At 64.6% G+C, this 16,359-nt stretch carries 17 protein-coding genes and 2 tRNA genes; 10 read left to right on the top strand and 9 right to left on the bottom strand.

Annotation, left to right across the window (positions count from 1 at the left end; translation table 11 throughout):
- Positions 1-69 precede the first annotated feature (69 nt).
- From B2J86_RS03825 to B2J86_RS03815, 3 genes are all read left to right on the top strand, one after another.
- Positions 70-681, top strand: coding sequence for a glutathione S-transferase N-terminal domain-containing protein (locus B2J86_RS03825; protein ID WP_056668591.1), 612 nt, complete (start codon positions 70-72; stop codon positions 679-681).
- A 37-nt stretch (positions 682-718) separates the two neighbouring features.
- On the top strand, positions 719-1,234 hold the full coding sequence (locus B2J86_RS03820; protein ID WP_173024757.1) for a ClpXP protease specificity-enhancing factor: 516 nt from the start codon (positions 719-721) through the stop codon (positions 1,232-1,234).
- A gap of 53 nt (positions 1,235-1,287) precedes the next feature.
- Positions 1,288-1,363, top strand: a tRNA-Thr gene (locus B2J86_RS03815).
- Positions 1,364-1,408: 45 nt separating this feature from the next.
- Here the strand turns inward: B2J86_RS03815 and B2J86_RS03810 are convergent.
- Positions 1,409-1,708 carry a DciA family protein gene (locus B2J86_RS03810; RefSeq protein WP_169167738.1) on the bottom strand — a complete coding sequence of 100 codons (300 nt, stop codon included), beginning with the start codon at positions 1,706-1,708 and terminating at the stop codon, positions 1,409-1,411.
- A gap of 275 nt (positions 1,709-1,983) precedes the next feature.
- Here B2J86_RS03810 and secA point away from each other — a divergent pair, with 275 nt between their 5' ends.
- The 4 genes from secA (at position 1,984) to B2J86_RS03790 (ending at position 7,510) form a co-directional block, all read left to right on the top strand.
- Positions 1,984-4,743 (top strand): preprotein translocase subunit SecA, encoded by a 2,760-nt coding sequence (gene secA, locus B2J86_RS03805; RefSeq protein WP_173024756.1) that lies wholly within the window; start codon positions 1,984-1,986, stop codon positions 4,741-4,743.
- Between the two features lie 175 nt (positions 4,744-4,918).
- Positions 4,919-6,148: a bifunctional glutamate N-acetyltransferase/amino-acid acetyltransferase ArgJ gene (argJ, locus tag B2J86_RS03800; RefSeq protein WP_169167736.1), complete on the top strand. Its 1,230-nt coding sequence runs from the start codon at positions 4,919-4,921 to the stop codon at positions 6,146-6,148.
- 44 nt (positions 6,149-6,192) lie between these two features.
- Positions 6,193-7,065: an ATP-binding protein gene (locus B2J86_RS03795; RefSeq protein ID WP_173024755.1), complete on the top strand. Its 873-nt coding sequence runs from the start codon at positions 6,193-6,195 to the stop codon at positions 7,063-7,065.
- The gene (locus tag B2J86_RS03790; protein ID WP_173024754.1) at positions 7,058-7,510 is read left to right on the top strand and encodes an NUDIX domain-containing protein; all 453 of its coding nucleotides are present in this window, start codon (positions 7,058-7,060) and stop codon (positions 7,508-7,510) included. Before B2J86_RS03795 ends, B2J86_RS03790 begins: the two co-directional genes overlap by 8 nt.
- A gap of 46 nt (positions 7,511-7,556) precedes the next feature.
- Here the strand turns inward: B2J86_RS03790 and B2J86_RS03785 are convergent, their stop codons facing one another.
- From B2J86_RS03785 to B2J86_RS03750, 8 genes are all read right to left on the bottom strand, one after another.
- Entirely contained in the window at positions 7,557-7,784 is a 228-nt protein-coding gene (locus B2J86_RS03785; protein ID WP_173024753.1) for a DNA gyrase inhibitor YacG, read from the bottom strand.
- 13 nt (positions 7,785-7,797) lie between these two features.
- Positions 7,798-8,553, bottom strand: a complete 756-nt coding sequence (gene zapD, locus B2J86_RS03780) for a cell division protein ZapD (protein WP_173024752.1) — start codon at positions 8,551-8,553, stop codon at positions 7,798-7,800.
- A gap of 81 nt (positions 8,554-8,634) precedes the next feature.
- Positions 8,635-9,255, bottom strand: a complete 621-nt coding sequence (coaE, locus tag B2J86_RS03775) for a dephospho-CoA kinase (protein ID WP_371736101.1) — start codon at positions 9,253-9,255, stop codon at positions 8,635-8,637.
- The gene (locus B2J86_RS03770; RefSeq protein WP_169167731.1) at positions 9,252-10,124 is read right to left on the bottom strand and encodes an A24 family peptidase; all 873 of its coding nucleotides are present in this window, start codon (positions 10,122-10,124) and stop codon (positions 9,252-9,254) included. The genes coaE and B2J86_RS03770 overlap by 4 nt, the downstream gene beginning before the upstream one ends.
- Positions 10,124-11,341 carry a type II secretion system F family protein gene (locus B2J86_RS03765; RefSeq protein WP_169167730.1) on the bottom strand — a complete coding sequence of 406 codons (1,218 nt, stop codon included), beginning with the start codon at positions 11,339-11,341 and terminating at the stop codon, positions 10,124-10,126. The genes B2J86_RS03770 and B2J86_RS03765 overlap by 1 nt, the downstream gene beginning before the upstream one ends.
- A gap of 23 nt (positions 11,342-11,364) precedes the next feature.
- Positions 11,365-13,101, bottom strand: coding sequence for a type IV-A pilus assembly ATPase PilB (gene pilB, locus B2J86_RS03760; RefSeq protein WP_169167729.1), 1,737 nt, complete (start codon positions 13,099-13,101; stop codon positions 11,365-11,367).
- A gap of 113 nt (positions 13,102-13,214) precedes the next feature.
- Positions 13,215-13,291 (bottom strand) — tRNA-Pro (locus B2J86_RS03755).
- A 25-nt stretch (positions 13,292-13,316) separates the two neighbouring features.
- Positions 13,317-14,246 carry a polyprenyl synthetase family protein gene (locus B2J86_RS03750; RefSeq protein ID WP_169167773.1) on the bottom strand — a complete coding sequence of 310 codons (930 nt, stop codon included), beginning with the start codon at positions 14,244-14,246 and terminating at the stop codon, positions 13,317-13,319.
- Positions 14,247-14,495: 249 nt separating this feature from the next.
- On the opposite strand from B2J86_RS03750, the gene rplU reads away from it, so the two are divergent.
- The 3 genes from rplU to cgtA all read left to right on the top strand — a co-directional run bounded on the left by rplU (position 14,496) and on the right by cgtA (position 16,323).
- Positions 14,496-14,807 (top strand): 50S ribosomal protein L21, encoded by a 312-nt coding sequence (gene rplU, locus B2J86_RS03745; RefSeq protein ID WP_119014632.1) that lies wholly within the window; start codon positions 14,496-14,498, stop codon positions 14,805-14,807.
- Between the two features lie 15 nt (positions 14,808-14,822).
- Positions 14,823-15,080, top strand: a complete 258-nt coding sequence (gene rpmA / locus B2J86_RS03740; protein WP_169167723.1) for a 50S ribosomal protein L27 — start codon at positions 14,823-14,825, stop codon at positions 15,078-15,080.
- A 169-nt stretch (positions 15,081-15,249) separates the two neighbouring features.
- On the top strand, positions 15,250-16,323 hold the full coding sequence (cgtA, locus tag B2J86_RS03735; RefSeq protein ID WP_173024751.1) for an Obg family GTPase CgtA: 1,074 nt from the start codon (positions 15,250-15,252) through the stop codon (positions 16,321-16,323).
- The last annotated feature ends 36 nt before the right edge of the window (positions 16,324-16,359 follow it).

Genomic DNA, 16,359 nt, shown 5'->3' with positions numbered 1-16,359 from the left:
CGCTGCCGGATCTTTTCTAGAGTGGGCGCATTTGCGTTCCACTCTTTTGATTTTTAGGAGTCCCCCGCCATGATGGTGCTTTACTCGGGTACAACTTGCCCCTTTTCCCACCGCTGCCGCTTCGTGCTATTTGAAAAAGGCATGGACTTTGAAATCCGCGATGTCGACTTGTACAACAAGCCCGAAGACATCAATGTGATGAACCCGTACGGCCAGGTGCCCATCCTGGTCGAGCGCGACCTGATCCTGTACGAGTCGAACATCATCAACGAGTACATCGACGAACGCTTTCCGCACCCGCAGCTCATGCCCGGCGATCCGGTGGACCGTGCGCGCGTGCGCCTGTTTCTGCTGAACTTCGAGAAAGAGCTGTTCGTGCACGTGAACATCCTGGAGTCGCGCGCCACCAAGGGCAACGAGAAAGCCCTGGAGAAGGCGCGTGCACACATCCGCGACCGCCTCACGCAGCTGGCCCCGGTGTTTCTCAAGAACAAGTACATGCTGGGCGAGAACTTCTCCATGCTGGACGTCGCGATTGCGCCGCTGCTGTGGCGCCTCGACTACTACGGCATCGACCTCAGCAAGAACGCCGCCCCCCTGCTGAAGTATGCAGAGCGCATCTTCTCGCGTCCGGCCTACATCGAAGCACTGACGCCGTCCGAAAAGGTCATGCGCAAGTAAGCGCCGCTGCCGCCTGCCGCCCACACCCACCACTACCATGAACGCACAGGAATCGACCAGCACACGCCCCTACCTCATCCGGGCTCTGCACGAATGGTGCTCGGACAATGGCTTCACGCCGTACCTGGCCGTGCGCGTGGACGATTCGGTGCAGGTGCCACGGGAGTATGTGAAGGATGGAGAGATCGTTCTCAACGTCGGCATGGACGCCACCAGCGGGCTGCAGCTTGGCAACGATTTCATCGAATTCAAGGCGCGCTTTGGCGGCAAGCCGCGCGACATCATGGTCCCGGTGGGCCGGGTGATCGCCATTTACGCGCGGGAAAATGGCCAGGGCATGGCGTTTCCTCCACCGGTAGACATGCTCTCGGGTGTGGGTGCGGCGCTTGCGCCCGTGCCGAGGGGGACCGGAGATGCGGCGGCGCCGCAGGAGGAGTCTGTGGTGCAGTTGGTGCCCGCCGAGCCGCCTGCCGACGATGGCAGTGAGCCCCCTCCGCGTCCCACCTCGCCCGCGTCTGGGGCCGCACGCCCGGCGCTCAAGCGCGTCAAATAGCATCCCGGAATGGCCTCTGGAGGGGCCTTTTTCGATACTAGAATACAGCTTTCGCCGATTTAGCTCAGTTGGTAGAGCAACCGCCTTGTAAGCGGTAGGTCGTCAGTTCGATCCCGACAATCGGCACCATCTCTTTGCGGTGCATCCACCGTTCATGCCCTGGCGCACGCGCTCTCAGGCTTGGACCTTCAGGCGGATCGCCGTCACATCCCATCCCCGGCTGCGCAAGTGCGCCTGCAGTGCAGGCGACAGTTGGCGCAGCTTGGCGGCTGCGGCATTGCCTTTCACCAACAGGCACCAGGTGCTTCCCTCGATCGGCCCGGCCTGCACGGCATGGCGCAGTGCGGCGGGAATCAGGGCCTCGATGGCGCGCAGCCGGTTGCTGGAGTCGCGTGTCAGGGCCGCGAGCCTGGCCAGCACGGGCGCTTCTTCCGAGGCCTGCTGCAGCGAGACGGCATAGTGGCGGCGGTTCATGGCACGGCGGTGCGCGAGAAGGTAAGCATGGCGCTGATTATCGGTGACGCGCCGCATGCGCGGCGGCCGCCTCGGTGCGGGCGGGCCACGTTCCGGGACCCGCGCCACGGGGTCCGGTAACAGGGCGCATCGGCCGGGTAAAATCTCCAGTCCGGACCCCGCGCTCCCGGCATTGGCAAACTTGCAATACCGGGTGACGGCCCCAACTGAACTCACTTCTTCTTAGGGATTCTGGCCGCTTGGCATGCCTTGGCATGGTGGGCGGACCTGCTCGCATGGCCACCAACTTTCTCACCAAAATTTTCGGCAGCCGCAACGACCGGCTCCTCAAGCAATTCCGCAAGACGGTGGCACGCATCAACGCGATGGAGCCCGAGCTCGAGGGTCTGAGTGATGAGGCCTTGCGTGCGAAGACGCAGGAGTTCAAGGACCGTGTGGCCGGCGGCGAGGCGCTCGACGACTTGCTGCCCGAGGCGTTCGCCGTGGTGCGTGAAGGCTCCAAGCGGATCATGAAGATGCGCCATTTCGATGTGCAGCTGCTGGGGGGCATGGCCCTGCACTACGGCAAGATCGCTGAAATGCGCACCGGCGAGGGCAAGACGCTCACCGCCACGCTGCCGGTGTACCTCAACGCCCTGTCGGGCGAAGGCGTGCATGTGGTGACGGTGAACGACTACCTCGCAGGGCGCGATGCGCAATGGATGGGGCGGCTGTACAACTTCCTCGGCCTTTCGGTGGGCATCAACTTGCCCAACATGCCGCGCGAGGAAAAGCAGGCCGCCTATGGCTCGGACATCACCTACGGCACCAACAACGAGTACGGCTTCGACTACCTGCGCGACAACATGGTGTACGAGTCGCGCGACCGGGTGCAGCGCAAGCTCAACTACGCCATCGTCGACGAGGTGGACTCCATCCTGATCGACGAGGCCCGCACGCCGCTCATCATCAGCGGCCAGGCCGAAGACCACACCGCGATGTACATCGCGATGAACAAGGTGGTTCCGCTGCTGGTGCGCCAGGAGGGCGAAGCCGACCCGCGCACCGGAGAGGGCGTCACCAAACCCGGCGACTTCACGCTGGACGAAAAGACGCACCAGGTGTTCCTGACCGAGCAAGGGCACGAGACCGCCGAGCGCGTGCTCGCCGCACAGGGCCTGATTGCCGAGGGCGCTTCGCTCTACGACCCGGCCAACATCACCTTGATGCACCACTTGTACGCGGCGCTGCGGGCCAACCACCTGTACCACCGCGACCAGCACTACGTCGTGCAGGGCGGAGAGATCGTCATCGTCGACGAATTCACGGGCCGCCTGATGTCGGGCCGGCGCTGGAGCGAAGGCCTGCACCAGGCCGTCGAGGCCAAGGAAGGGGTCGAAATCCAGGCCGAGAACCAGACGCTGGCGTCGATCACGTTCCAGAACTACTTCCGCCTCTACAACAAGCTCGCCGGCATGACCGGAACGGCCGACACCGAGGCCTACGAGTTCCAGGAAATCTATGGTCTGGAGACCATGGTGATCCCGCCCAACCGCCCGAGCCGGCGCGACGACCAGCTCGACCGCGTCTACAAGACCACGCGCGAGAAGTACGAGGCAGCGATCAAGGACATCCGCGAATGCCACGAACGCGGCCAGCCCGTGCTGGTGGGCACGACCTCGATCGAGAACTCCGAAATCATCGACCAGCTGCTCAACACCGAAGGCCTGCCGCACCAGGTGCTCAACGCCAAGCAGCACGCCCGCGAAGCCGACATCGTGGCCCAGGCCGGCCGCGCCGGCATGATCACGATCGCCACCAACATGGCGGGGCGCGGCACCGACATCGTGCTCGGCGGCAACATTGAAAAGGACGTGGCGGCCATCGAAGCCGACGAGGCGCTCGACGCGGCGGCCCAACAGGCGCGCATCGCCGAACTGCGCGCCACCTGGACCGTGGACCACGAGAAGATCAAGGCGCTGGGCGGCCTGCGCATCATCGCCACCGAGCGCCACGAGTCGCGCCGCATCGACAACCAGCTGCGCGGCCGTTCGGGCCGCCAGGGCGACCCGGGCTCCTCGCGCTTTTACCTGAGCCTCGACGACTCGCTGATGCGCATCTTCGCGGGCGACCGCGTCAAGGCCATCATGGACCGCCTGAAGATGCCCGATGGCGAAGCCATCGAGGCCGGCATCGTCACGCGCAGCATCGAGTCGGCGCAGCGCAAGGTCGAGGCGCGCAACTTCGACGTGCGCAAGCAGTTGCTCGAATACGACGACGTGGCCAACGACCAGCGCAAGGTCATCTACCAGCAGCGCAACGACATCCTGGACGCGGCCGAGCTGTCCGACGTCATCACCGCCATGCGCGAGGACTGCTTCAACGACCTGGTGCGCCAGCACGTGCCTGCCGAGTCGGTGGAGGAACAGTGGAACCTGCCGGCCCTCGAAAAGGCCCTGGCCGACGAGTGGCAGCTGTCCCTGTCGCTGCAAAGCGAAGTCGAAGGCGCGCAGTCCATCACCGACGACGACATCCTCGAGAAGGTGCTGAAGGCGGCGCACGATGCCTTCGAGGCCAAGGTGCAGCTGGTGGGCCAGGAAAACTTCCTGCAGTTCGAGCGCGTCGTGCTGCTGCAGAGCTTCGACTCCAACTGGCGCGACCACCTGAGCGCGCTCGACTACCTGCGCCAGGGGATCCACCTGCGCGGCTATGCGCAAAAGCAGCCCAAGCAGGAATACAAGCGCGAAGCCTTCGAGCTGTTCCGCCAGCTGATCGACATGGTCAAGAACGAGGTGACCAAGGTCTTGATGACGGTGCAGATCCAGTCGCCCACACAGCTCGACCAGGCGGCCGAGGACATGGGCCAGCGCGCCGAGAACATCGCCAACGTGACCTACAGTGCGCCCACCGAAACCGGCGAGGTCGAGACCACCGTGGACGAGCGCACGCTGCGCGCGCCGCAAGCTGCCATGCCCGGCGTGCGCGTGGGCCGCAACGACCCCTGCCCGTGCGGCAGCGGCAAAAAATACAAGCAGTGCCACGGCAAGCTGGCCTGAAAGCATTCGGAACAACCCCTGACCGGCTGCGCCACTTCCCCCTTCTCTCGGCTTCGCCGGGAAGGGGGCGACACCAGCGCGGCGGGGTGGCCCCTTGCGCGGTGTCTGCTGGCACAGGCCGCGCCACTTTCATGGGCTTCTGCCCGTGTGTTGCATTTTTCAAGGACGACGACCCATGCCCGTGAATCTCTCCGCTCCCATCGCATCCGATCTGCACCCCATCGCCGGTGTGCGCATCGGCGTGGCCGAAGCCGGCATCCGCAAGGCGCAGCGCAAAGACCTCACCGTGTTCCTGCTCGACGAAGGCGCCACGGTGGCGGCGGTGTTCACGCAAAACCGCTTTTGTGCCGCGCCGGTGCAGGTGTGCCGTGAGCACCTGGCCGGGGGCGCTGCGGTGCGCGCCATGGTGGTCAACACCGGCAATGCCAACGCCGGCACCGGCGCCGACGGCCTGCAGCGCGCGCGCGCCACCTGCGAGCTGCTGGCCGCGCAGCTGGGCGTGGACGCCGCGCAGGTGCTGCCGTTTTCCACCGGTGTGATCATGGAGCCGCTGCCCGTCGAGCGCATCGCGGCCGGCCTGCCCGCCGCCCTTGCCGACGCGCAGCCTGCGCACTGGGCGCGGGCGGCCGAGGGCATCATGACCACCGACACGCTGCCCAAGGCCTTCAGCGCGCAGATGCAGATCGGCGGCGCGACGGTGTCGGTGACCGGCATCAGCAAGGGCGCCGGCATGATCCGCCCCAACATGGCGACCATGCTCGGCTTCCTGGCCACCGACGCCTGCATCGACCCGGCGCTGATCCAGCCGCTGGCGCGCGAGCTCGCCGACGAGTCGTTCAACCGCATCACCATCGACGGCGACACCTCGACCAACGACTCGTTCGTCGTCGTCGCGACGCAGCGCGCGGCCCATGCCCCCATCACCTCGTGGGACAGCGCCGAAGGCCAGGCCCTGAAGGCCGCGCTGCGCGGCGTGGCGCAGAAGCTCGCGCAGGCCATCGTGCGCGACGGCGAGGGCGCGACCAAGTTCATCACGGTGCGCGTCGAAGGCGGCAAGACGGGCGAGGAGTGCCGCAAGGTGGCCTATGCGATTGCGCACTCGCCGCTGGTCAAGACCGCCTTTTTTGCCAGCGACCCGAACCTGGGCCGCATCCTGGCGGCCGTCGGCTACGCCGGCATCGACGACCTGGAGCAGACCGGCATCGATCTGTACCTCGACGACGTGCATGTCGCCGTGCAGGGCGGACGCAACCCGGCCTACCGCGAGGAAGACGGCCAGCGCGTGATGCAGCAAAGCGAGATCACGGTGCGCGTGGTGCTCGGCCGGGGCAGCGCGTCGGACACCGTCTGGACCTGCGACCTGAGCCACGACTACGTCACCATCAACGCCGACTACCGCTCTTGATTCAATAGCTGTCAGCGCTTATGGGATAAGCGCTTGAGTCCAAAATGACCGATAAATTTGACCATTTGATCGAGCGCGCAGAGCAGCTCATCGCGCGCATCGAGTCGGTGCTGCCGCAGCCCTTGTCGGCGCCCGACTGGACGGCCGCCGTCGCCTGGCGCTACCGCAAGCGCAGCAGCGGCCATGGCACGCTCGAGCCCGTGCGCCACGTCGCGCTCATGCGCCTGCAGGACCTCCAGGAAATCGACGGCCAGAAGGAGAAGATCGAGCGCAACACCCGGCAGTTCGTCGACGGCCGCACGGCCAACAACGTGCTGCTGACCGGGGCGCGCGGCACCGGCAAGTCCTCTCTCATCAAGGCCTGCCTGCATGCCTTCGCGCCCCAGGGCCTGCGCCTGATCGAGGTCGACAAGGCCGACCTGACCGACCTGCCCGACATCGTCGAGGTGGTCTCCGGGCGGCCCGAGAAGTTCATCGTGTTCTGCGACGACCTGAGCTTCGAGGACGGCGAGCCGGGCTACAAGGCGCTCAAGTCGATCCTCGACGGCTCCATCGCCGCCGCTACGCCGAACGTGCTGATCTACGCCACCAGCAACCGGCGCCACCTGCTGCCCGAGTACATGCGCGAGAACCTCAGCTACACGCACACCGACGATGGCGAGGTGCACCCGGGCGAGGGCGTGGAGGAAAAGATCTCCCTGTCCGAGCGCTTTGGCCTGTGGGTGAGCTTCTACCCGTTCAGCCAGGACGAGTACCTCACCATCGTGGCGCAGTGGCTCGCCGCGCTCGGCGTGGACGCCGCTGCCATCGAAGCGGCGCGCCCGCAGGCGCTGGTCTGGGCGCTCGAGCGCGGATCGCGCAGCGGCCGCGTGGCCTACCAGTTCGCGCGCGATTTTGCCGGGCGCCACGGTGGCTGAGCCGGTGGCGGCTGCGCTGCGCCCGCACACCGAGGTCGCGGTCGGCATCCTGCTGCGGCCCGACGGCGCGCTGCTGCTCTGCACGCGCCCGCCCGGCAAGGTGTACGCGGGCTACTGGGAGTTTCCGGGCGGCAAGATCGAGGCCGGCGAAAGCGTGGAGCAGGCGCTGCGCCGCGAACTGATCGAAGAACTGGGCGTCACCATCGGCCCGGCCGAGGTCTGGAAGGCCACCGAGCACGACTACCCGCACGCGCTGGTGCGCCTGCACTGGTGCAAGGTGTGGCAGTGGACCGGTGAATTTGAAATGCGCGAGGGCCAGGCGATGGCCTGGCAGCACTGGCCCCTAGCAGTGCGCCCGATCTTGCCTGGGGCTCTGCCGGTGCTGCAGTGGCTGGCGCAGGAGCGGGGCCAGGATTTTGACCCGGCAATGCTATCGATTGAATAGCTAAAAGCGCTTTCCAGATCAGTGCTAGAGCCCGATTTCACTGAAATCAGTGCTGCTGGCGCGGGTCGCCGTGCGGGGCGTCGTCGGGCGGCGCTTCGGTGGGCATGCGAAAGCTCTCCGAAGCCCAGGCACCCAGGTCGATCTGCTTGCAGCGCTCGCTGCAGAACGGCCGCCAGGGGTTCTGCGGGCCGTACAGGCTGGGCCCGCCGCAGCCGGGGCAGACGACCGTCTTGGGCGCGGCCGGTGGCGCAGGAGGGGTGTGATCGTGGCTCATGGTGCGAAGAGGGTCAGGCGCACAGGGTCAACTCGAACGTCGCGTCGTCGGTGCACGGCAGCAGGTGGCCGTCGTCCTGGGCGCGCATCAGGCGCACCGAGACGATGAGGCGGTTGCCGCTGATCTCGGGGACCAGGCCCAGCGCTGGGTCAATGCGCAGGCGCAACAACTGGAAGGTGCGGCCCGCAGGCAGGTTCTGCTGGAACTGGCCGCGCTCGGCCGCCACTTTCTGCGGAACGCCGGAGTCGCGCAGCAGCTTGAGCAGCACGTAGATGGATTCGGCCAGCGGCGCCAGCGTCGACGCCCAGCCTTCGAGCGCCTGCTGGCGCGTGGCGGCTTCGCCGTGCTGCCAGGCATAGTAGCCCGGCAGGTCGAAGCCGCAGGTGCCGCCTGGAATGCCCATGCGGCTGCGGATGCTCATCAGCCAGTCGTTTTCCGTCAGCGCCTGGCCGGCCTTGCCGGCCTGCGCGTTGAGGCCCTGGAAGCAGCGGTCGAGCTGGGTGAAGATGGCCTCGAGTGCCGCCTCGGAGATCGAGGGGTTGCCACGGTAGGCTTCGAGCGCATGCTTCTGTCTCTCGATGTCCTTGAGCACATCGGTCTTGAGGTCTGCGCGCGCCGCCACGTCCATGATCTCGAAGATCGTGTTCAAGGCAAAGTGGTGGTCGAGCGCATGGCTGCGCCCGATGAGTTCACCGAGACGGCGGAACAGCTGTTCCAGCCGCAGGTAGGTTCGGATGCGTTCGTTGAAAGGGTATTCGTACAGAATCACGCTGCCGGGTTCCTGGTGGGGGAGCGGTGGACAAGGGACCGACCCCGAGGGTCTGCAATGGGTGTCAGAAACGTATTTCCATCATAGCTCGAACCGCAGGGCCAGCGCGTGCACTTGGCTGCGCAGCGCGTCGAGGGTCAGGCCGTCGTTGTAGACCACGGCGTCGGCCACGGCGCGGCGCGCGCTGCGGCTGGCCTGGGCGGCAATGATCGCCTCGACCGCGCCCGTTGCGAGCGCGCTGCGGGCCACGACGCGATCGATCTGCGTCTGCACCCGGCAGTCCACCACCGCCACCGCGTCGAGCTGGCGACGCCAGCGCCCCGACTCCACGAGCAGCGGGATGTCGAACACCAGCAGGCGCTGGCCGGCCGCGGCGGCTGCGCTGGCGTGCTCTTCGGTCAGCCGCGCCACCCAGGGGTGGACGATGGCTTCGAGCCGCTGGCGCGCGGTGGGCTCGGAAAACGCCAGGGCCCGCATGCGCACCCGGTCCAGCGCACCCGTGGCGTCCACATAGGCCGGACCGAAAGCCGCAGCGATGGCTTCCATGGCCGCCCCGCCCGGGCCGGTGACGCTGCGTGCCATGGCGTCTGCGTCCAGCAGGGTGGCACCGCGCTCGGCCAGCATGTTCCCTACGGTGCTCTTGCCGCTGCCGATGCCGCCGGTCAGGCCCAGGCGGATCGGCGTGCCTGCGCCCGTTGTCACAGGCCCAGAGCCCCCAGAAGCGCAGACAGCACCCGCTGCGGGCCCCACACCATGGCGATCAGCCCCGCACCCACCAGGAAGGGGCCGAAAGGCACATAGCCGCCTTCACGCAGGCCGCTGGCCATTTTCATGGCGATGCCCACCAGCGCGCCGACCACGGACGCCATCAGGATCAGCGGCACCAGGGCCTGCCACCCGAACCAGGCACCGAGTGCGGCAAACAGCTTGAAGTCCCCATAGCCCATGCCTTCTTTGCCCGTTGCCAGCTTGAAGGCCCAGTACACCAGCCACAGCGAAAGGTAGCCAGCGGCTGCACCCCACACCGCATCCACCAGCGGCACCATGCCCCAGCCCAGCGCAGAGGCCAGCAGGCCCGCCCACAGCAAGGGCAGGGTGAGGTTGTCGGGCAGCAAGGTGGTGTCCCAGTCGATGAAGGCCAGCGCCACCAGTGCAGCCGAGAACCCGCACCAGGCCAGCCCCGCAGGCGTTGCGCCCCAGTGCTGCACACAAAAGAAGAACAGCGCCGCTGTGGCCAGCTCGACAAGGGGATATCGGGCACTGATGCGCGTTGCGCAGGCCGAGCAGCGCCCGCGCAAGGCCAGGTAGCTGACGACCGGAATGTTTTCATACCAGCGCAACTGGTGGCCGCAGGCCTGGCAGCGCGAGCGCGGCTGGCTGAGGTTGAAGACCGGCGCCGCTGGCTGTACGGTCTGCACCGCGGTGGCCGAGGCCGCGTACTCGGCGCAGTCGGCCGCCCATTGCTGCTCCAGCATCTTGGGCAGGCGGTAAATCACAACGTTCAGAAAACTGCCGACAAGCAGCCCCACCACGCCGGCCAGTGCGGCGTCCCACCACGGATCCAGAACCATCAGACGACCTGCCCCAGCTTGAAGATCGGCAGGTACATCGACACCACGATGCCACCGATCAAGGAGCCTAGGAAGACGATGATGATGGGCTCCATCAGGCTCGAGAGACCGGCCACCATCTCATCGACCTCGGCTTCGTAAAAATCGGCGGCCTTGCCCAGCATGTGGTCGATGGAGCCTGATTCTTCGCCAATGGCGCACATCTGTAGCACCATTGAAGGGAAGACATTGGCGTTGCCCATGGCGGCCGTCAGGCTGGTGCCGGTGGAGACTTCCTGCTGGATCTTCTCCGTCGCCAAGGCATAAACCGAGTTGCCTGCGGCGCCGCCGACGGAATCCAGCGCTTCGACCAACGGCACGCCTGCGGCGAACATGGTCGAGAGGGTGCGCGTCCACCGTGCCACGGCCGATTTTTCGATCAACACCCCAAAGACCGGAATGCGCAGCATCAGCCGGTCCATGAACATCTGCACTTTTTCGCTGCGGCGCCAGGCCTGCATGAAGAAGTAGAAGCTTCCGCCGAGCACGCCGAAAATCAGCCACCACCACTGCACGAACACTTCGCTGATGGCCATCACGAACAGCGTCGGGGCGGGCAGGTCGGCGCCGAAGGAGGTGAAAACCTCTTTGAAGGCCGGAATCACGAAAATCATGATCACCGTGACCACCACAAAGGCCACGATCACCACCGAAATGGGGTACATCAAGGCCGATTTGATCTTGGACTTGATCGCCTCGGTCTTCTCCATGTAGAGCGCCAGGCGGTCCAGCAGCGCCTCGAGAATGCCGGCGGCCTCACCCGCTTCGACCAAGTTGCAATACAGGCTGTCGAAATACATCGGGTACTTGCGAAAAGCGCTATTGAGCGAGGTGCCGGTTTCCACATCCGCCCGCACCTCGTTGAGCAGCTTGCCGACGCTGGGGTTGGTGTTGCCTCGCCCGACGATGTCGAAAGCCTGCAGCAGCGGAACGCCGGCCTTCATCATGGTGGCCATCTGGCGCGTGAACAGTGCGATGTCTTTGGGCTTGATCTTTTTGCCCGCGCGCATGCGGCGCTTCTTGATCTTGGTGGGGAAGACGCCCTGTCGGCGCAGCGTGGCCTGCACCTGGTTTTCCCCAGACGCGCGCACCTCGCCGCGCACGATCTTGCCGTGGCGGTCTTTCCCCTCCCATTCGAAGACAAAGTCCTTGATGCCCTGTGCTGCTGCCGTTGCCATCGCGTCCCCTCAATGCCGATGTTTTATTCGTTGGTCACGGCCAGCACTTCCTCGAGGGAAGTGAGGCCGAGCTTGGCCTTGTGCAAACCTGCCGCACGCAAAGAGCGCACGCCTTCCCTTTTTGCCTGCTCGGCAATTTCCAGCGCGCTGCCATCGCGCAAGATGATGCGCTGGAGCTCTTCGGTGATGGGCATGACCTGGTAAATACCGAGCCGCCCCTTGTAGCCGTTGTTGCAGGCAGAGCAGCCCACGGGCTTGTAAGGCACCCAGGAGCCGTCGATTTCGTCGTCCGCATACCCCGCATCGAGCAGGGCTTGGTGGGGAATGTCGGCCGGCGCCTTGCACTGCGGGCACAACCGCCGTGCAAGGCGCTGGGCGGTGATCAGGATCACGCTGGAGGCGATGTTGAACGGGGCGATGCCCATGTTGCGCATGCGCGTGAGCGTGGTGGGCGCATCGTTGGTATGCAAGGTCGACAGCACCAGGTGCCCGGTCTGTGCGGCCTTGATCGAGATGTCGGCGGTTTCCAGGTCGCGGATTTCGCCCACCATGATGATGTCCGGGTCCTGGCGCAGAAAGGACTTGAGCGCGGCGGCAAAGGTCAAGCCCGCTTTTTCGTTGACATTGACCTGGTTCACGCCGGGCAGGTTGATTTCCGAAGGGTCTTCCGCCGTGGCGATGTTCACACCGGGCTTGTTCAGCAGGTTCAGGCAGGTGTAGAGCGACACCGTCTTGCCCGAGCCCGTGGGTCCGGTGACCAGGATCATTCCATAGGGCCGCGCAATGGCCTTGAGCAGGCGCTCTTTTTCTTCGGGCTCGTAGCCCAGCGCATCAATGCCCATCTTGGCGCTGCTCGGGTCCAGGATACGGATCACGATTTTTTCACCAAAAAGGGTGGGCAGAGTGCTGACGCGAAAGTCGATGACCCGGTTCGGACCGACTTTGAGCTTCATGCGCCCATCCTGCGGGACGCGTTTCTCGGAAATGTCCAGGCGCGAGATCACCTTGATGCGCGATGCGAGCTTGTCCTTGATGGCCACGGGGGGAGAAGCGATCTCCCGCAGTTCGCCGTCGATGCGAAAGCGAACCCGATAGTGGTGCTCATAAGGCTCGAAGTGCAGGTCGGACGCGCGCATGTTGAAAGCGTCGAGCAGCATCTTGTGCAGAAACTTGACGATCGGAGCATCTTCGACCTCGCTGGCGCCGGTGTCCGCAGTGTCCGCGGCATCTTCTACGGGCACGTCATCGAACTCGAAATCGCCGCTGCTGGTGAACGTGTCCAGCGACTCGCCGACTGTCTTGGACGAGGCTTCCACGAGCTTCGTCAGCTTGTCGTACTCGGCGATCACCCAGTCCACGCCCATCTGCGTGGTGAACTTGATTTTTTCTGCCGCCTCGTGGTCCGTTGGGTCTGCCGTGGCGACGGTGAGGCGGCTGTTGCGCTTGCTGAGCACCACCACCCGGTAGGCTAAGCAGATCTTGCTGTCGAGCAGATCGTGCGGCAGGCGTACAGGGTCAATGGCATCGAGGTCCAGCAGCGGTGCGCCGAACACAGAGGACACCGTGTGGGCCAGGTCTGCCGACGAAATCGCCCCGGAGCCGGTGAGCTCGGCAATGAAACTGGTGCGGCTGGTCTGCGATTTGCGGACAAGCTCTTCGGCCGACTTCTGCGTGAGCTTGGCCACCGAAATGAGCGCGCGGGCCAAACCGGGGAGCGCAACCGTTGCAGAGTCTTTTTGGGTGGTATCGACGGCGGCCATTGAACCGAGAATGTAGAGGACGGTAAATGAGCCATCCTATCATTGCCATCTGGTTTCAAGCTGTAACCCGCAACACGCGCCACAGTGTGGTCAATGGGGTAACAGCAGGAATCTGGTCGGGGTGAGAGGATTCGAACCTCCGGCCTCTACGTCCCGAACGTAGCGCTCTACCAGGCTAAGCTACACCCCGATGGCTTTTTGCGCAGCGCGCTGCGTCAGGTGCGCCGTGCAAGAAGCTCAGCCGCCAATTGTAGCAAGTTTGAGGTGTATTCATTGGCGGGAAGCTGGTCCAGCGCGTCCATGGCGCGGCGTGCTTCTGCGGCTGCGGCATCGCGCGCCACACCGAGAGCGCCGGTCTCGCGCACGATGGCAACCACGCGTTCGAGCTGTTCTGTGCTGCCGTTTTCGATGGCATGGCGCACCGTGGCCGAGTCTTGCGCCGAGGCGCGCTGCATGGCGGCAATGAGCGGCAGTGTGGCTTTGCCTTCGCGCAGGTCGTCGCCCAGATTTTTGCCCATCTCGATGGCATCGCCGTCGTAATCCAGCACGTCGTCAATGATCTGGAAGGCAGTGCCGAGCGCCTGGCCGTAAGTGGCACACGCTTCTTCAACGGCCGGGGCGCTGCCGGCAAGCACGGCGGCGAGCCGGGCACTGGCTTCGAACAGCTTGGCTGTTTTGGAGCGGATCACACGCAAATAGCCGGCTTCGTCGAGCGAGGCGTCGTGCATGTTCATGAGCTGCAGCACTTCGCCTTCTGCGATCACGTTGGTCGCGTCGGCCAGGATCTGCATGATGCGCATGTTGTCCACGTCCACCATCATCTGGAATGCACGCGAGTGAAGAAAGTCACCCACCAGCACGCTGGCGGGGTTGCCAAAGGTTTCATTGGCCGTGGCGCGGCCGCGGCGCAGCGTGGAGGCATCGACTACGTCGTCGTGCAGCAGCGTCGCGGTGTGGATGAACTCCACTACCGCGGCCAGGGTGAAGCGCTGGCTGCCCCGGTACTCCAGTGCGCCGCACAACATCAGCAACAGGGAGGGCCTCAGCCGTTTGCCCCCTGCGGCAATGATGTATTGCGAAATCTGCCCGACCAGCGGCACGCCCGATGCCAGGCGCTGGGAGATGACACGGTCCACTTCGAACATGTCGCCTGCAATGAGGCCAAGAAGTGAATGGGCGAGTGGGGAGGGGGGGGTGGTGGCAATCAAGGTGGTGGTCACAAGCGTTGCCACGAATTATAGGAAGCTGTGTTGCGGATGTTTGCCGCGGTGGCAATGGCAAACAGCCGGCGTGGCGCAAAAAGGCATTGATGGTAGAATCTCGGGCTTCGCAGAAATTCGTCTGTGAAAACTCACAAAAAGTACCCTGGGGTACACAGAGTCAAAGAGGTCAACATGTACGCGGTCATAAAAACCGGCGGCAAGCAGTATCGCGTTGCTTCCGGCGAAAAAATTAAAGTAGAACAGATTGCTGCGGACGTAGGCCAGGAAATCGTCATCGACCAGGTTCTGGCCGTCGGAAACGGCGCCGAACTGAAGGTCGGTACGCCCCTGGTGTCCGGCGCAACCGTGAAAGCCACCGTTGTGGCGCACGGCAAGCACGACAAGGTGCACATTTTCAAGATGCGCCGTCGCAAGCACTATCAAAAACGCCAAGGTCACCGCCAGCAGTTCACCGAACTGCAAATCGGCGACATTGCTGCTTAAAGAAGGAGCTGAGTCATGGCACAGAAAAAAGGCGGCGGCTCTACGCGAAACGGGCGCGATTCCAAGCCCAAAATGCTCGGTGTGAAGGCTTTCGGTGGTGAACTGATCAGCGCCGGATCCATCATCGTGCGCCAGCGCGGCACTCAGTTCCACCCCGGCACCAATGTCGGCGTGGGCAAAGACCACACGCTGTTCGCCCTGGTAGACGGTCACGTGTCGTTTTCCCACAAGGGCGCGTTGTCCAAGCACATGGTCAACGTGACTGCAGCCTGAGGCTTCACCGCTTCTTGGCACCCTAAGCCCCGCTTGGTCGGGGCTTTGTTTTTTCGGGCGCGCAGCGCCGGTAGCGTCGCTGCATGCCGTTGCCCCGCACTGTCGGGGCTTTGTGCTTTTGGGGTGCTGCAGCGCCCGACTGGCTGCTGTTTTGTAAACTGGATACCTTATGAAGTTCGTCGACGAAGCCTACATAGACATTGCTGCCGGGGATGGCGGCAATGGTTGCGTGTCGTTCCGGCACGAAAAATACAAGGAATTCGGTGGCCCGAACGGCGGCGACGGCGGGCGCGGCGGACATGTGTTCGCGGTTGCCGACCCGAACCTGAATACGCTGGTGGATTTCCGCTATGCGCGCCGCCATGAAGCCAAGCGGGGTGAGCATGGCATGGGTTCGGACATGTTCGGCGCGGCGGGCAGCGACATCACGCTCAAGATGCCCGTGGGCACCATCATCAGCGATGCCGAAACCGGCGAGGTGCTGTACGAATTGCTGGAGCCCGGCGAAGTCATCACCATCGCCAAAGGCGGCGACGGGGGCTTTGGTAACATGCGCTTCAAGAGCGCCATCAACCGTGCGCCGCGCCAGAAGACGCCGGGCTGGCCCGGCGACAAGAAGAGCCTCAAGCTCGAACTCAAGGTGCTGGCCGACGTGGGCTTGCTGGGCATGCCCAATGCGGGCAAGTCGACCTTCATTGCGGCGGTATCGAACGCCCGCCCCAAGATCGCCGATTACCCTTTCACCACGCTGCACCCCAACCTGGGTGTGGTGCGTGTGGCGCCCGAGCAGAGCTTTGTCGTGGCCGACATTCCGGGCCTGATCGAAGGGGCGTCTGAAGGCGCCGGCCTGGGCCACCAATTCCTGCGGCACCTGCAGCGCACGCGCTTGCTGCTGCACGTCGTGGACATGGCGCCGTTTGACGACAGCGTGGACCCGGTGGCGCAAGCCAAGGCGATCGTGGGCGAACTGAAGAAGTACGACAAAGCGCTCTACGAGAAGCCGCGCTGGCTGGTGCTCAACAAGCTCGACATGGTGGCCGCCGATGAGCGCGCTGCGCGCGTGGCCGACTTCGTCAAGCGCTTCAAGTGGAAGGGTCCGGTGTTCGAGATCTCGGCCCTGACGCGCGAAGGCTGCGAGGCACTGATCCACGCCATCTACCGCCACGTCAAAGCGCAGCAGGTGGCGGAGCAGGCGCCTGTGGCCGAGCTGGATCCGCGTTTTTCAGGCGACGCACCCGTTTGATAGGCCGCGGTGGACGGTTCAGTGAGCTATTGTTTT

The sequence above is a fragment of the Acidovorax sp. SRB_14 genome (assembly GCF_012932145.1).
In the GTDB taxonomy this organism is placed as follows: Bacteria; Pseudomonadota; Gammaproteobacteria; order Burkholderiales; family Burkholderiaceae_C; genus Simplicispira.
Note: the sequence above shows the minus strand (reverse complement) of the source record. Positions and strands in the feature narration are given on the sequence as shown.

Bases quoted from the DNA above. Each gene is read 5' to 3' on its own strand.
- B2J86_RS03825 (WP_056668591.1), top strand. From the start codon at position 70: ATGATGGTGCTTTACTCGGGTACAACTTGCCCCTTTTCCCACCGCTGC.
- B2J86_RS03820 (WP_173024757.1), top strand. From the start codon at position 719: ATGAACGCACAGGAATCGACCAGCACACGCCCCTACCTCATCCGGGCT.
- B2J86_RS03810 (WP_169167738.1), bottom strand. From the start codon at position 1,708: ATGAACCGCCGCCACTATGCCGTCTCGCTGCAGCAGGCCTCGGAAGAA.
- secA (WP_173024756.1), top strand. From the start codon at position 1,984: ATGGCCACCAACTTTCTCACCAAAATTTTCGGCAGCCGCAACGACCGG.
- argJ (WP_169167736.1), top strand. From the start codon at position 4,919: ATGCCCGTGAATCTCTCCGCTCCCATCGCATCCGATCTGCACCCCATC.
- B2J86_RS03795 (WP_173024755.1), top strand. From the start codon at position 6,193: ATGACCGATAAATTTGACCATTTGATCGAGCGCGCAGAGCAGCTCATC.
- B2J86_RS03785 (WP_173024753.1), bottom strand. From the start codon at position 7,784: ATGAGCCACGATCACACCCCTCCTGCGCCACCGGCCGCGCCCAAGACG.
- B2J86_RS03770 (WP_169167731.1), bottom strand. From the start codon at position 10,124: ATGGTTCTGGATCCGTGGTGGGACGCCGCACTGGCCGGCGTGGTGGGG.
- B2J86_RS03765 (WP_169167730.1), bottom strand. From the start codon at position 11,341: ATGGCAACGGCAGCAGCACAGGGCATCAAGGACTTTGTCTTCGAATGG.
- pilB (WP_169167729.1), bottom strand. From the start codon at position 13,101: ATGGCCGCCGTCGATACCACCCAAAAAGACTCTGCAACGGTTGCGCTC.
- B2J86_RS03750 (WP_169167773.1), bottom strand. From the start codon at position 14,246: ATGTTCGAAGTGGACCGTGTCATCTCCCAGCGCCTGGCATCGGGCGTG.
- rplU (WP_119014632.1), top strand. From the start codon at position 14,496: ATGTACGCGGTCATAAAAACCGGCGGCAAGCAGTATCGCGTTGCTTCC.
- rpmA (WP_169167723.1), top strand. From the start codon at position 14,823: ATGGCACAGAAAAAAGGCGGCGGCTCTACGCGAAACGGGCGCGATTCC.
- cgtA (WP_173024751.1), top strand. From the start codon at position 15,250: ATGAAGTTCGTCGACGAAGCCTACATAGACATTGCTGCCGGGGATGGC.